The sequence below is a fragment of the Streptomyces sp. NPDC017979 genome (genome assembly GCF_044328175.1).
In the GTDB taxonomy this organism is placed as follows: domain Bacteria; phylum Actinomycetota; class Actinomycetes; order Streptomycetales; family Streptomycetaceae; genus Streptomyces.
On the sequence record NZ_JBIRGU010000004.1, the window covers coordinates 606631 to 620661 of the forward strand.

At 70.4% G+C, this 14031-nt stretch carries 12 protein-coding genes and 1 riboswitch; of the genes, 1 reads left to right on the plus strand and 11 read right to left on the minus strand.

Annotation, left to right across the window (positions count from 1 at the left end):
• Positions 1-102 precede the first annotated feature (102 nt).
• The gene (gcvP, locus tag ACH4E8_RS15530; RefSeq protein ID WP_398448258.1) at positions 103-2985 is read right to left on the minus strand and encodes an aminomethyl-transferring glycine dehydrogenase; all 2883 of its coding nucleotides are present in this window, start codon (positions 2983-2985) and stop codon (positions 103-105) included.
• A 178-nt stretch (positions 2986-3163) separates the two neighbouring features.
• Positions 3164-3257: riboswitch (glycine riboswitch) on the minus strand.
• Between the two features lie 74 nt (positions 3258-3331).
• Here gcvP and ACH4E8_RS15535 point away from each other — a divergent pair.
• A complete protein-coding gene (locus tag ACH4E8_RS15535) occupies positions 3332-3745 on the plus strand; it encodes a PRC-barrel domain-containing protein (RefSeq protein ID WP_398448260.1) in 414 nt (137 codons plus the stop codon).
• Here ACH4E8_RS15535 and ACH4E8_RS15540 read toward each other — a convergent pair.
• From ACH4E8_RS15540 to ACH4E8_RS15585, 10 genes are all read right to left on the minus strand, one after another.
• On the minus strand, positions 3676-5145 hold the full coding sequence (locus ACH4E8_RS15540; RefSeq protein ID WP_398448262.1) for a DNA polymerase IV: 1470 nt from the start codon (positions 5143-5145) through the stop codon (positions 3676-3678). The two genes, ACH4E8_RS15535 and ACH4E8_RS15540, sit on opposite strands and share 70 nt — an antisense overlap.
• 83 nt (positions 5146-5228) lie before the next feature.
• Positions 5229-5825 carry a MerR family transcriptional regulator gene (locus tag ACH4E8_RS15545; protein WP_398448264.1) on the minus strand — a complete coding sequence of 199 codons (597 nt, stop codon included), beginning with the start codon at positions 5823-5825 and terminating at the stop codon, positions 5229-5231.
• Between the two features lie 164 nt (positions 5826-5989).
• Positions 5990-6463 carry a bifunctional nuclease family protein gene (locus ACH4E8_RS15550; RefSeq protein ID WP_361548248.1) on the minus strand — a complete coding sequence of 158 codons (474 nt, stop codon included), beginning with the start codon at positions 6461-6463 and terminating at the stop codon, positions 5990-5992.
• A gap of 53 nt (positions 6464-6516) precedes the next feature.
• Positions 6517-7260, minus strand: coding sequence for a MerR family transcriptional regulator (locus ACH4E8_RS15555; protein WP_398448266.1), 744 nt, complete (start codon positions 7258-7260; stop codon positions 6517-6519).
• Between the two features lie 37 nt (positions 7261-7297).
• Positions 7298-8278, minus strand: coding sequence for an FHA domain-containing protein (locus ACH4E8_RS15560; protein WP_398448333.1), 981 nt, complete (start codon positions 8276-8278; stop codon positions 7298-7300).
• A gap of 61 nt (positions 8279-8339) precedes the next feature.
• Complete coding sequence (locus ACH4E8_RS15565; protein ID WP_398448268.1) at positions 8340-9209, minus strand: DUF881 domain-containing protein; 870 nt, start codon at positions 9207-9209, stop codon at positions 8340-8342.
• Positions 9209-9541, minus strand: coding sequence for a small basic family protein (locus tag ACH4E8_RS15570; RefSeq protein ID WP_003970459.1), 333 nt, complete (start codon positions 9539-9541; stop codon positions 9209-9211). Before ACH4E8_RS15570 ends, ACH4E8_RS15565 begins: the two co-directional genes overlap by 1 nt.
• Complete coding sequence (locus ACH4E8_RS15575; protein WP_398448270.1) at positions 9538-10467, minus strand: DUF881 domain-containing protein; 930 nt, start codon at positions 10465-10467, stop codon at positions 9538-9540. The genes ACH4E8_RS15570 and ACH4E8_RS15575 overlap by 4 nt, the downstream gene beginning before the upstream one ends.
• A gap of 108 nt (positions 10468-10575) precedes the next feature.
• Positions 10576-13071 carry a sugar phosphate nucleotidyltransferase gene (locus ACH4E8_RS15580; RefSeq protein ID WP_398448272.1) on the minus strand — a complete coding sequence of 832 codons (2496 nt, stop codon included), beginning with the start codon at positions 13069-13071 and terminating at the stop codon, positions 10576-10578.
• Positions 13072-13182: 111 nt separating this feature from the next.
• Positions 13183-13791: a CDP-alcohol phosphatidyltransferase family protein gene (locus ACH4E8_RS15585; protein WP_398448274.1), complete on the minus strand. Its 609-nt coding sequence runs from the start codon at positions 13789-13791 to the stop codon at positions 13183-13185.
• Positions 13792-14031 lie beyond the last annotated feature (240 nt).

The window sequence follows — 14031 nt, forward strand, 5'->3', positions numbered from 1 at the left end:
CACGCAGCACGGCGGTAGGGACGAAGCAGACGAAGAAGGGGCCGGACGGGACCACGAATGGTCTCCGTACCGGCCCCCACGCACGCCGCGGGCGGCGGTGCGTCAGTTCTCGTACTCGTCCAGCGGCGGGCAGGAGCAGACCAGATTGCGGTCGCCGAACGCGCCGTCGATGCGCCGCACCGGCGGCCAGTACTTGTCCGCGCTCGCCCCGGCCGGGAAGACCGCCTCGTCACGCCCGTAGGCGTGGTTCCACTCCCCGCCCAGCGCGGCCGCGGTGTGCGGCGCGTTCCGCAGCGGGTTGTCGTCCGCGGGCCACTCGCCCGACGCGACCTTCTCGATCTCGGCGCGGATGGCGATCATCGCGTCGCAGAACCGGTCCAGCTCGGTCAGGTCCTCGCTCTCGGTGGGCTCGATCATCAGCGTCCCGGCGACCGGGAAGGACATCGTCGGCGCGTGGAAGCCGTAGTCGATCAGCCGCTTGGCGATGTCGTCGACGCTCACGCCGGTGGACTTCGACAGCGGTCGCAGGTCCACGATGCACTCGTGCGCGACCAGCCCGGCCGGGCCGGTGTACAGCACCGGGTAGTGCGGCTCCAGCCGCTTGGCGACGTAGTTGGCCGCGAGCACCGCGACCTGGGTGGCGCGCTTCAGCCCTTCGCCGCCCATCAGCCGCACGTACGCCCAGGAGATGGGCAGGATGCCGGCCGAGCCCCAGGGCGCGGCCGAGATCGGACCCACGCCCGTCTCGGGGCCGGCCGTCGGCTGGAGGGGGTGGTTCGGCAGGAACGGCGCGAGGTGCGCGCGGACCGCCACCGGGCCGACGCCCGGGCCGCCGCCGCCGTGCGGGATGCAGAAGGTCTTGTGCAGGTTCAGGTGCGAGACGTCGCCGCCGAAGACGCCCGGCTTGGCCAGTCCCACCAGCGCGTTGAGGTTGGCGCCGTCGACGTACACCTGACCGCCGGCCTCGTGGACCTGGGCGCAGATGTCGGCGACGTGCTCCTCGAACACCCCGTGCGTGGACGGGTAGGTGATCATCAGCACCGCCAACTCGTCGCGGTGCTTCTCGATCTTGGCGGTGAGGTCGTCGACGTCCACCTCGCCGTCGTCGGCGGTCTTGACGACGACGACCTTCATGCCGGCCATCACGGCGCTCGCCGCGTTGGTGCCGTGCGCGGAGGACGGAATCAGACAGACCGTGCGCTGCTCGTCGCCGTTGGCGCGGTGGTACGCGCGGACCGCCAGGAGCCCGGCCAGCTCGCCCTGGGAGCCCGCGTTCGGCTGGAGGGAGACCTTGTCGTACCCCGTGACCTCGGTGAGTCGCTCTTCGAGCTCCCGGATCAGGGTGAGGTAGCCGTCGGCCTGCTCGACCGGGGCGAAGGGGTGGATCTGGCCGAATTCCGGCCAGGTCACCGGCTCCATCTCGGTGGTCGCGTTCAGCTTCATCGTGCAGGAGCCGAGCGGGATCATGCCGCGGTCCAGTGCGTAGTCCCGGTCCGCGAGTCGACGCAGGTAGCGCAGCATCGCGGTCTCGGAGCGGTACTGGTGGAAGACCGGGTGGTGCAGGTACTCGTCGGTCCGCAGCAGGCCGTCGGGCAGGGCGTCCGGTGTGGTGGCATCCAGCGCGTCGAGGTCGGCCTCGACGCCGAAGGCGGTCCAGACGGCGGCCACTGCGGTGCGCGAGGTGGTCTCGTCGCAGGCGACGGAGACGTGGGAGTCGTCCACGAGGCGGAGGTTGACCCCGCCCTCGCGCGCGGCGGCGACCACGTCGGCCGCACGGCCCGGGACGCGCAGCGTCAGGGTGTCGAAGTAGGCGCCGTGGACGACCTCGACTCCGCCGGCCGTCAGACCCGCGGCGAGCAGTGCGGCGTAGCGGTGGGTGCGCTCGGCGATGGAGCGCAGCCCCTGCGGACCGTGGTAGACGGCGTACATCCCGGCCATCACGGCAAGCAGCACCTGCGCGGTGCAGATGTTGCTGGTCGCCTTCTCGCGCCGGATGTGCTGTTCCCGGGTCTGCAGGGCGAGGCGGTACGCGCGGTTCCCGTCGGCGTCGACGGAGACGCCGACGAGGCGCCCCGGCAGGCTGCGGGCGAACGTCTCGCGCACGGCCATGAAGCCCGCGTGGGGGCCGCCGAAGCCCATGGGGACGCCGAAGCGCTGCGTGGTGCCGACGGCGATGTCCGCGCCGAGCTCGCCCGGAGGGGTGAGCAGGGTCAGCGCGAGCAGGTCGGCGGCGACGGTGACGACGGCCCCGAGGTCGTGGGCCTGGTCGATGACGGGCTTGATGTCCCGTACGGCCCCGGAGGCGCCCGGGTACTGCACGAGGACGCCGAAGACGCCGCGCTCGGCGATCTCGGCCGGGATGCCGTCGCTCAGGTCGGCGGTGACGACCTCGACGCCGGTCGGCTCGGCGCGGGTGCGGATCACGGCGACGGTCTGCGGCAGCGCGTCGGCGTCGACGAGGAAGACGCCGTCCTTCACCTTGCCGACGCGACGGGCCAACGACATGGCTTCGGCGGCGGCCGTGGCCTCGTCGAGGAGGGAGGCGCCGGAGGTCGGCAGGCCGGTCAGGTCGGCGACCACGGTCTGGAAGTTCAGCAGGGCCTCCAGCCGACCCTGGGAGATCTCCGGCTGGTACGGCGTGTAGGCCGTGTACCAGGAGGGGTTCTCCATGACGTTGCGCAGGATGACCGGCGGGGTGAAGGTGCCGTGGTAGCCGAGGCCGATCATCGACGTCAGGACGGTGTTCCGGTCGGCGAGGGAGCGCAGCTCGGCGAGGACGTCCGCCTCGGTGCGCGCCTGCGGGAGGCCGAGGGCCTCGGCGCTCTTGATGACGTCGGGGACCGCGGCTGCGGTCAGCTCGTCCAGCGAGCCGTACCCCACCTGCGCCAACATCTTGGCCTGGGCCTCGGCGTCGGGTCCTATGTGGCGCTGCTCGAACGGAATGCCTCGCTCCAGCTGCGTGAGCGGGGTGCGGTTGGCGGTCATGTAGGCGGCCTCCTGGTCTGACGACCTGCGAGGGGCACCACGGCGCGGATGCCCTGGACGGCCTCCCCCTCTGTCATCTCAACCTGAGAGCTTCACCGGTCCGCCCGCTGGGCGTGCCGGCTTTCACCGTCGGTGAGAGCGGATGCCGTCCGACGCCCGCCCTACTTTCCAGAGTGACCTCGTCCGTGCGGTACAGGTGCCTGAGAGATTCCGGGGAGGATTTGCTCCTTCGGCGCCACCGGCGGCCCGGTGGACTCTCCCGCACGGGGTCAGCAGCCGCTGCCAGCCTACCAGCGCACCCCTTCCCGGCTCGATCATCAGATCGCCCGAGTGGCCGACGCCCGAGATGTGTCCTTTCGTAAGCCTTAGGCAGCAGTTGCGACCCCCTGGAGGGACCGTGCAGACCGACATCGATCCGCGCAGCCTGATCGGGCGCAAGGCTTTCGACCGCGACGGCGTGAAGATAGGGACGGTCGACGAGGTGTACCTGGACGACGCCACGGGGTCACCCGAATGGGCCGCCGTCCGCACGGGGCTGTTCAGTCGGGACGCCTTCGTCCCCCTCGAACCGAGCACCGTCGTCGACGACGCCCTCCGCGTCCCCTACGAGCGCGCCCTGATCAAGGGCGCGCCGGACTTCGGCGTCGGCCGCCACCTCTCCCCCGAGCAGGAACTCCAGCTCTACCACCACTACGGACTCGAACTCTCCCTCCCCCCGGAGGCGCCCCCCTCGGCCCCGTCCACCGGCGACGAGGGTTGATCCACCAACGGCAGCGGCTGTGCCGGCACGAGGTCCGGGTCGTCCACGCGGAAGGTGCGCACCCGCCCCGGTGCGCCCTGCGGCACCTCGAACCGCACGGTGACCCGGCCGACCCCGCTCCCCTGCACCCACCCGGCGCCGTACCGGGCGTGCCGCACGTCCTGTCCGGCGGGCCACTGCCGTACGGATGCCTCCGCTGCGGCCGGCCCGCCCTCGGCCGGAACATCGCCCGCCGCCGCGCCCGCGCCCTCCCGCCCCGGCGCCGCGCCCGGTGCCCCGTCCTCCTGCGAGCGCCCCGCGCCCGCGTCGGCATCCGCCGCCCGGGCGCTGGCGGCCTGCGCGAACAGGTCCTCCTGCGTGTAGTCGGCGAGCCCGGACACCCCCACGCCCAGGAGTCGTACGCCGCCCGTGGTGTCCACCGCCTCCAACAGCCGCGCCGCCGCCTCCCGCACCACCGCGGGGTCGTCGGTGGGCCCGCGCAGGGTCTCTGAGCGGGTCAGCGTGGAGAAGTCGTACCGCCGCACCTTGAGGACGATGGTGCGGCCCGAGTGCCCGGACGCCCGCAGCCGCTGCACGCACCGGTCGGCGAGCCGCTCCACCTCGACGCGGATCCGCACCCGGTCGTGCAGGTCCACGTCGAAGGTGTCCTCCACCGACACGGACTTGGTGTCGCGCTCCGCGACCACGGGCCGGTCGTCGTGCCCGAGGGCCATCCGGTACAGCCCGGTGCCGTGCGCCTTGCCCACCAGCCGCACCAACTCGTCCTCCCCCGCCTCCACCAACTCCGCGCAGGTCGTGATCCCGCCGCGGCGCAGGTGCTCACCGGTGGCCGGCCCCACTCCGGGCAGGATGCGCACCGAGAGGGGCCCCAGCAGCGCGCGCTCGGTGCCCGGCTCGATGAGAACGAGACCGTCCGGCTTGGCCTGCTCGGAGGCGATCTTGGCGAGCATCTTCGATCCGGCCAGCCCCACCGACCCGGTCAGCCCCGTCGCCGCGAGGATGTCCGCGCGCAGCCGCTCACCGGCCGCCCGCGCCGACGCCGCGTCCCGGGCCGCACCCGCCGCCTCCAGGTCCACGAACGCCTCGTCCAGGCTCAGCGGCTCCACCAGCGGGGAGAGCTCGCCGAGCAGCCGCATGACCTGCTCGCTGATGGAACGGTAGAAGGCGAACCGCGGCACCAGGTACGCCGCGTTCGGCGCGAGGCGCCGGGCCTGCGCCATCGGCATCGCCGAGTGCACCCCGAAGCGCCGCGCCTCGTACGACGCCGTCGCCACCACTCCGCGCGGGCCCAGGCCCCCGACGATCACCGGCTTCCCGCGCAGACTCGGCTTCGCCGCCTGCTCGGCGGCGGCGAAGAAGGCATCCATGTCCAGATGCAGGATCGTCGGAGCGGCTCTCACGCCTCCGATGCTGCCTCATGCCACTGACAGCGCCCGGCAGGGCCGCCGTGCCGCGCCGCCCCGCGCCGGCCGGAGCGTCGAGGTCAGCCGGCCCGATCGCGCCGGCGGCGGGCCAGTTCGTCCGCGGGGTTGTTGCCGATCAGGGTCTCGCCGGTGTCGATGCGCTCACCGTGCAACTGGCCCAGCGCGACCTCGACGTCCCGCCACACCACGCCCACCGCGATGCCGAAGACGCCCTGCCCGCCCTGGAGCAGATCGACGACCTCGTCCGGCGAGGTGCACTCGTACACCGTCGCCCCGTCGCTCATCAGCGTCATCCGCTCCAGGTCGGCGAAGCCCCGCTGCCGCAGGTGCTGCACGGCGGCGCGGATGTTCTGGAGCGCGACACCGGTGTCCAGGAAACGCTTGACGATCTTCAGTACGACGACGTCCCGGAAGCTGTACAACCGCTGGGTGCCCGATCCGTACGCCGGGCGGACGCTGGGCTCCACCAGACCGGTGCGCGCCCAGTAGTCGAGCTGTCGATAGGTGATCCCGGCCGCCGCACAGGCCGTGGGCCCCCGGTAACCCACCGTCTCCGGCGCCTCTTCGACCGCACCCCGCTGGAGCGGATACGGTCCGCCTTCCACCGGACTCCGTCCGGGGACGCCCCCAACCGCACCGTCGCCGCTGCTTCTCACGCCGACCCTCCGTCCTTGACCTGCCCACTCGACGGTAGGCAGTCACCAGGGGTGCGTCAACGATCGCCACACTCGCCACGCCGAGTGATAATCACCCTAAGAGTGGTTTCACGTGCCCCAGATCGGGGAAAGGGTACGTGATTGGGCTAAAGCGGCCCCATCAGTCACTGACTGCTCGTCCCGAAGTCCTCGGGAGAGATCTGGTCGAGGAACTCACGGAACTTCTCCACCTCGTCCTCCTGCTCGTCCGGGATCGCGATCCCCGCGTCGTCGAGCACCCCGTCACTGCCGTAGATCGGCGTTCCGGTGCGCAGTGCGAGCGCTATGGCGTCGGAGGGACGTGCGCTCACCTCGACCCCGCTGGCGAAGACCAGCTCCGCGTAGAAGACCCCGTCGCGCAGGTCGGTGATGCGGACCTCGGTCAGCTCCTGGCCGACCGCGTCCAGCACGTCCTTGAAGAGGTCATGGGTCAGCGGCCTACTGGGGGCCATGCCCTGCTGGGCGAAGGCGATCGCGGTCGCCTCCCCTGGGCCGATCCAAATGGGGAGGTACCGATCGCCTCCCACTTCACGCAGGAGCACGATCGGTTGGTTCGAGGGCATTTCCACCCGGACACCCACAACGTCGAGCTCGTTCACACAGCAACCCTAGGCCGTGCGCGGCCCCTTTGGGTAGTCGGGCACGGCCATGATCAGTGGAGACGGACCCCCAGGGCCGTCTCCACCAGGGCCGCGTGGAGCCGTACGGACAGGGTCGCCAGCTCTTTCGCAGTGGCCTCCGCGTGCGCCCGGGTCTGTGGGTTCCGATGCCGCCGCAAGGGTGCCACCACCTGCTCGACCAGGCCGACCTCCCGGTCCGCCCCGGCCTTGACCGCCCGCAGGTGGCGCGGCTCCAGCCCGAAGCGGCCCAGCTCGGCCACGAGCCGGGCCACGGTCACCGCCTCGGCGTCGTACGAACCGTCCTCACTAGCCGTGAGCAGTCCGTACGACTCCCATTCCGTCAGTTGCTCCTCGGTCACCCCGGCCCCGGCCAGCAGGGCCGCGCGGCTCACCCGCGCGACCGTGGGCGCCGCCGGACCGTCCTGGGCGGCGCCGGGGGCCGGCTCGCGCCGCCCGCCCTGCGCCGGCAGTTGCGGCTGCTCACCGCGCGCGACCGCATCCAGGTGCTCGCGGATCACCTTCAGCGGGAGGTAGTGGTCCCGCTGCATCCGCAGCACCTGCGCCAGTCGCTGCACGTCCGCCGCGCTGAACTTGCGGTAGCCGGACGGCGTGCGCCGGGGCTCGACCAGCCCCTCGGCCTCCAAGAAACGGATCTTGGAGATCGTGATCTCGGGAAACTCGTCGTGCAGCTGGGTGAGCACCGTGCCGATGCTCATCAGCCTCTCGCCCTTGGTGGCGGTGCCGTGGCCGGCACCGCCCGTCGGTGTTCGCAGCATGTGCCTCCCCAGACGGGTCACAGGCGGTTACCGGCGATCACATGCCCCGCTGGCTCGCGTGGCTCGCGTAGAAGACCAGCCGGTACTTGCCGATCTGGACCTCGTCGCCGTTGGCCAGATAGACCGCGTCGATGCTCTCGCGGTTCACATAGGTGCCGTTCAGGCTGCCGACGTCGGCGACGCTGAAGCTGCCGTCAGGCTGCCTGCGGAACTCCACGTGACGCCGGGACACGGTGACGTCGTCGAGGAAGATGTCGCTCTGCGGGTGTCGGCCCGCCGTCGTCAGCTCGCCGTCCAACAGGAAGCGGCTGCCGGCGTTCGGGCCGCGCCGCACGATCAGCAGGGCCGAACCCAGCGGCAGCGCCTCCACCGCGGCCTGCGCCTCCGGCGAGAGCGACGGAAGCTGGGTCTGCCCCGTGGTCTCCGAGTCGTACGCCTCCAGGCCGGAGATGGAGATCGTGGAGGTGGTCTCCGAGGCCCGCTCCGGGGTCACGCCACTGCGCAGCGGCGCACCGCAGTTGGAGCAGAACCGACCGGACTCGGGGTTGCGGTAACCGCACCTGGTACACACCGTCACACCAGCCATGGACGGATCCTCCTGCCGCGGCTGTCCCCCGTGGGGATTGGTCGCGTACGGGTCGGAGGAGAACCCTCCACCCGTGCTTGACGTCGATGGTTCCCCGAAACCTATGCGGCCGGCACCGGCAGGGTCAACAGACGACGCGCCCGGTCCGCCCGGAATGTCACCGCCCGGACCAGCCAGCTCGTCCCGGAAGAGGGGGCGCTGGCCGCCCTGCTCCTCCGGCTGGCCCTGACGCTTGGCGCGGTGCCTGGCGTTGCCGCCGTCCTCGCGTGCGCTCTTGCCGAACAACTTCGCAAACAACTTCACGGGCGATTCCCCTTGACCGAAATAGACCCGCCCGTGGGGCAGGACGAACTCCTGATGATCACGCCTGCTGACCCGGACACCCTCACAACGTCCGTACCCGCCAGACAGTTTCCACCACGGGGAGGGCAGTTCTTCCGCCGACCCCCCGCGCCTTCACACCCCGATGCGCACGGTCCCATCCTCCCCCGCCTCACTGGGCCGACGACCGAGCGTAGTCAGGCTGCTTCGCAGGTCGCAAGGCGTCCACGACGATCTTCTCCGATCGCTCGACGGCGACCGTGGCCTGCTCCTTCTCCAACGTCTGCACCACTCCCCCGGGGATGTTCAGGGCCGGCTCCAGGTCCTGCGGCTTTCCGATCACCTTGAAACGGTACGGGGCGCTGATCGTCTTCCCGTCCACTTCCACGTTCCCGGCGGTGCCGGTGAAGTACGTGTCGGCGACGACGCGGTTGCCGTTGACCTGGATCGCCTCGGCGCCGGCCGCCCGCAGCTCCTGGATGGCGTCGAGCAGCATGTCGGGCTCGACCGCCCCGGCCGCGTCTTCGATCGTCAGCCCGATGCCCGGTCCCTGTGCCGCGACGGTACCCGCCAGGATCCCGAGCTGCTGCTCCTTCTGCTGCGTCTGCCGACGCGCCTCCTCAGCCTGGTCGGAACTGCTCTCCAGCTCCGCCCGCTGCCCTTCCAAGGTGCGCTTCTCGTCCTCCAACCGCTCGGTGCGGCTGTCCAACTCGTCGAGGATGCGGACCAGGTCCTCCTGGCGGGCGCCGCGCAGCGCGCTGTTGTCGCTGGTGGAACGCACCTGGATGGCGAGGCCCAAACCGAGCACGAAGAGCAGCAGGGCGACGGTGAGTTGGGCGCGGCTGACCCTCGGGGGCCAGAGCCCGGCCAGCAGCCGCTGCCGGCCCGTGGACTGGCCCCGGTCCCGGTCCGCGGCGGCCGGCTCGGCGGCCCGGGGGCCCGGCGGCTGCTCGGGCGGCAGCGACCCGTCCCGTTTGGTGAAGGCGACGCCTTCCGTGGCTTCCGTCGGTGCTTCGGGGTTCTGGTCGCGGTGCACCGGCATCACGCCCGGAAGACGTGCCGCCGGATCGCGGCCGCGTTGGAGAAGATCCGGATGCCCAACACGACGACCACGCCGGTGGACAGTTGCGCGCCGACGCCCAGCTTGTCGCCGAGGAACACGATCAGGGCGGCCACCACCACGTTCGACAGGAAGGAGACGACGAAGACCTTGTCGACGAAGATCCCGTCCAACATGGCCCGCAGCCCGCCGAACACGGCGTCCAGCGCCGCGACGACCGCGATGGGCAGGTAGGGCTCGACCACCGCGGGAACCTCGGGCCGGACCAACAGGCCGACCACGACTCCCACGACGAGGCCCAGTACGGCGATCACGATGTGCCTTTCCCTGTCTCGGCCGCATCCCGCCCGCTGCCCTCCGGGGCTTGCGGGGTACCCGGCTCCGCTGTACGTACGATCAGGCTCGGGGCAGCCGGAAGACGCACCTTGTCCTCAGTAGAGATGCTGAAACGGACTCCGAAGTTCTCCCGCAGCGCGTGCAAATAATGTCCGTCCGCGCTGTCCTGGAACGTCGTGTTCAGCTTCTTCCCGTCCCCCACCGCGAGCACCGTGTACGGCGGCACCAGCGGCTTGTTGTCGACCAGTATGGCGTCCCCCGCCGCTCGGATCGCCGACAAGGCGGTCAGCCGCTGGCCGTTGATGGCCACGGACTCCGCGCCCGACTCCCACAGCCCGTTGACGACGCGCTGCATGTCGCGGTCCCGCACCCGGCCCGTGTCGCTGAAGCCGCTGCTCTCCCGCGGACCGCCGCCGGTGCCGCCGGTGCCCTTCGCGTCGTCGACGACCAACTTCACCCCGGGGCCCTCGACGTCGGTGGCCCCCGCGATCAGGGCGACCGTCGGCCCGCGGTGGTCGCCGTCCGAGTTCAGCGCCTTGCGCTGGCGCTCGTCGACCTCCTTGCGCAACGCGTCGACGCCCCGCTCCAACGCGTCCGCGTCGGCGGTCTCCGCGTCGATCCGGTCGATCAGCTCCTCGCGCTCCTTCGCCACGACCGGTGCCGATATCCGCGCCTCCGCGGCGCCCACGGTGACGATCCCGGCGGCCAGCAACAACCCGACGCCCAGCCACAACTTGGCGCGCAACGTACGGGGAAGGCCCTCGCCTTCGGCCCGTCGCCGGGCGGCGGCCTCGGCGTATCCGTCGTCGAGGCTGTGCTCCATCACGTTCGTCAGCAGCGACATGGACGCATCGGGGCGGGCGGGCGGAGAACCAGTGCTCCGATGGGGGTGCTGCTGCGGCATGCCGCACATCGTCGCACGTCGCGACCCGTACCGCCGAATGGCCCCACCGGTGGGTGGCGAGTCCTGTGACGGGCCCCCGCACAGGGCTCGCCACCCACCGTTCACACGTCAGTGACCTGCGCTGTCGACGACCTCGGCCCACTCGTTCAACAGTGCTTCGGCCGACGCGTCATCGGGCCCTTCGGCCCACAGATGAGTGACGGCCTCCGCCGGGTCGGGCAGCACCATCACCCAACGCCCGTCCGTCTCCACGACCCGCACGCCGTCCGTGGTGTCCACCTGACGCTCGCCGGCGGCCTCGACGACCCGCCGCATCACCAGGCCCTTCACCGCCCAGGGGGTCGCCAGGTCCCGCTTGAGGACGTGCGCCCGCGGGATCCGGGCGTCGATCTGGCTGAGCGTGAGCTGGGTGCGGGCCACCAGCCCCACCAGCCGCACGAGCGCCGCCGTGCCGTCGAAGACGCTGCTGAACTCGGGCACGATGAATCCGCCGCGCCCGTCGCCGCCGAAGATGGTGGTGTCCTCGCGCCCCACCCGCGTCAGGTCGTCGGGGGACGTCGTCGTCCACTCGACCTGCGTGCCGTGGTACGCGGCGACTTGCTCGGCGATGCGGGTCGTGGTCACCGGCAACGCCACGCGCCCGCTGCGCCGCTCCGCGGCGACGAGGTCGAGCAGCACCAACAGCGCCCGGTCGTCCTCGATGATGCGGCCCCGCTCGTCGACGAGGGACAGCCGTTCGCCGACGGGGTCGAACCGCACGCCGAAGGCGGCCCGCGCGGACGCGACGATCTCGCCCAGCCGCACCAGCCCGGCCCGCCGCGTCTCGGCGGACTCGGTCGGACGGGCTTCGTCGAGCCCGGGATTGATGGTCAGCGCGTCCACGCCGAGCCGGCCGAGGAGGCTCGGCAGCACCAGGCCGGCGCTGCCGTTGGACGCGTCGACGACGAGCTTCAGACCGGACTCGGCGACACCCGTGGTGTCCACGTTGCGCAGCAGGGACCCGGTGTACGAGTCGAAGACGCTGGCCGGGAAGTGCAGGTCGCCGATCTCGCCGGGGAAGGCACGACGGTACTCCTGACGTGCGTAGACCCGGTCCAACTTCCGTTGTCCGGCCTGCGAGAGGTCGGCGCCGCGCTCGTCGAAGAACATGATGTCGACGGAGTCCGGTACGCCGGGGGACGTACGGATCATGATGCCGCCGGCGCTGCCGCGGGCCGTCTGCTGTCGGGCGACCGGCAGCGGCACGTTCTCCAGGTCGCGCACGTCGATGGCGCTGGCCTGGAGCGCGGAGATCACGGCCCGCTTGAGCGCCCGCGCGCCGCGGGAGTGGTCGCGGGCGGTGGTGACGGTGGCGCCCTTCTTCAACGTCGTCGCGTACGCGCCGGAGAGCCGTACGGCCAGCTCGGGGGTGATCTCCACGTTGAGGATCCCGGACACCCCGCGCGCGCCGAACAGGTGCGCCTGACCGCGTGATTCCCAGATGACGGAGGTGTTGACGAACGCGCCGGCCTCGATCGTCTTGAACGGGTAGACGCGGACGTTGCCCTGGACGATCGACTCCTCGCCGACGAGGCACTCGTCGCCGATCACCGCGCCGTCCTCGATCCGGGCAGACCGCATGACGTCGGTGTTCTTGCCGATGACGCAGCCGCGGAGGTTGGAGTGCTCACCGATGTAGACGTTGTCGTGGATGACGGCCTTGTGGAGGAAGGCACCGCTCTTGACGACGACGTTGGAGCCGACGACGGTGTGCTCGCGGATCTCCACGTCGGCTTCGACCTTGGCGTAGTCACCGATGTAGAGCGGCCCGCGCAGGACCGCGTCCGGATGCACCTCGGCGCCCTCGGCGACCCAGACTCCCGGTGAGATCTCGAACCCGTCGATGTCGACGTCGACCTTGCCTTCGAGGACGTCGGCCTGGGCCTTCACATAGCTCTCGTGCGTGCCGACGTCCTCCCAGTAGCCTTCGGCGACATAGCCGTAGATCGGCTTGCCTTCCTTCATCAGCTGCGGGAACACGTCACCGGACCAGTCCACGGGAACGTCGGCTTCGACGTAGTCGAAGACCTCGGGCTGCATGACGTAGATGCCGGTGTTGACGGTGTCCGAGAAGACTTGGCCCCAGGTCGGCTTTTCCAGGAAGCGCTCGACCTTCCCCGCCTCGTCGACGATCGTGATCCCGAATTCCAGTGGATTGGGGACCCGGGTCAGACAGACCGTGACCATCGCGCCCTTCTCCTTGTGGAAGGAGATGAGGTCGGTGAGGTCGAAATCAGTCAGGGCGTCACCGGAAATGACGAGGAAGGCGTCGTCCTTCAGCGCTTCCTCTGCGTTCTTCACGCTGCCCGCGGTGCCGAGCGGCTTCTCTTCGTTGGCGTAGGTGAGCTCCATTCCGAGCTCTTCGCCGTCACCGAAATAGTTCTTGACGAGCGAGGCGAGAAACTGCACGGTCACGACGGTCTCGCTGAGACCGTGTCGCTTGAGCAGCCGCAGCACGTGCTCCATGATCGGCCGGTTGGCGACTGGCAGGAGCGGCTTGGGCATGCTGGAAGTCATGGGGCGAAGCCTGGTTCCTTCGCCACCGGCCATCACGACGGCCTTCATGTCGGAAGCGTCCTCCTTGAAAGACGACGGCCCAGCCGACTTCGCTCGTCCCGAGGAGCCCTCTTGGCGTCATGCGCGATCGGCCACACTGCACGGCGCGCACCAACGAGGTCAATCGGCCGCTGTATCCGCCTTGACGAGACGGCGGACCTGGACCACATACAGGATCCCTGCCCACCAATACAGAGTTGTACCCCATCCCGCGAAGGCCCATCCGAAAATGGCGGCAAGTGACGCAAGCCACCCTGACCCGTCACTCAGGAGCAGCAACGGGAAGGCGTACATCAGGTTGAAGGTGGCGGCCTTGCCGAGGAAGTTCACCTGCGGCGGCGGATAACCGTGTCGACGGAGGATTCCCATCAAGACCAGCAACATCAGTTCCCGCGCCAAAAGGACGGCGGTGAGCCAGATGGGCAGGATCTCGCGCCACGTCAGACCGACCAATGTGGACAGGATGTACAACCGGTCCGCCGCCGGGTCCAGGAGTCGCCCGAGGCTGCTGATCTGGTTCCACTTGCGGGCGAGCTTCCCGTCGAGGTAGTCGCTCACCCCGCTGAGCATCAGCACCAGCAGGGCCCAGCCGTCGCTCTTGGGGCCGCCGAACTCGGGGCGGAGGATCAGCCACAGGAAGAGCGGGACGCCGGCCAGGCGGGCCATGCTGAGGATGTTGGGGATGGTGAGTACCCGATCCGTCTGGACGCGGGTCTCCTGGACCTCCACCCGGAGCCTCCTGTGGGGAACGTGCCTATGGTGCCCCCTGACCTTACCGTCAGACGGGGTGTTCCTCGGCACGGGGGTGGTTCTGCATGCGGCCCCACACGGGGTCCGAAAACATGTCTAGAAATGCGGAAAGGGCCCCACACCGTAGTGTGGAGCCCTCTCCTCAAAAATTGTTCGGCGGCGTCCTACTCTCCCACAGGGTCCCCCCTGCAGTACCATCGGCGCTGTGAGGCTTAGCTT

Bases quoted from the DNA above. Each gene is read 5' to 3' on its own strand.
- gcvP (WP_398448258.1), bottom strand. From the start codon at position 2,985: ATGACCGCCAACCGCACCCCGCTCACGCAGCTGGAGCGAGGCATTCCG.
- ACH4E8_RS15535 (WP_398448260.1), top strand. From the start codon at position 3,332: ATGTGTCCTTTCGTAAGCCTTAGGCAGCAGTTGCGACCCCCTGGAGGG.
- ACH4E8_RS15555 (WP_398448266.1), bottom strand. From the start codon at position 7,260: ATGCTGCGAACACCGACGGGCGGTGCCGGCCACGGCACCGCCACCAAG.
- ACH4E8_RS15565 (WP_398448268.1), bottom strand. From the start codon at position 9,209: ATGCCGGTGCACCGCGACCAGAACCCCGAAGCACCGACGGAAGCCACG.
- ACH4E8_RS15575 (WP_398448270.1), bottom strand. From the start codon at position 10,467: ATGCCGCAGCAGCACCCCCATCGGAGCACTGGTTCTCCGCCCGCCCGC.
- ACH4E8_RS15580 (WP_398448272.1), bottom strand. From the start codon at position 13,071: ATGAAGGCCGTCGTGATGGCCGGTGGCGAAGGAACCAGGCTTCGCCCC.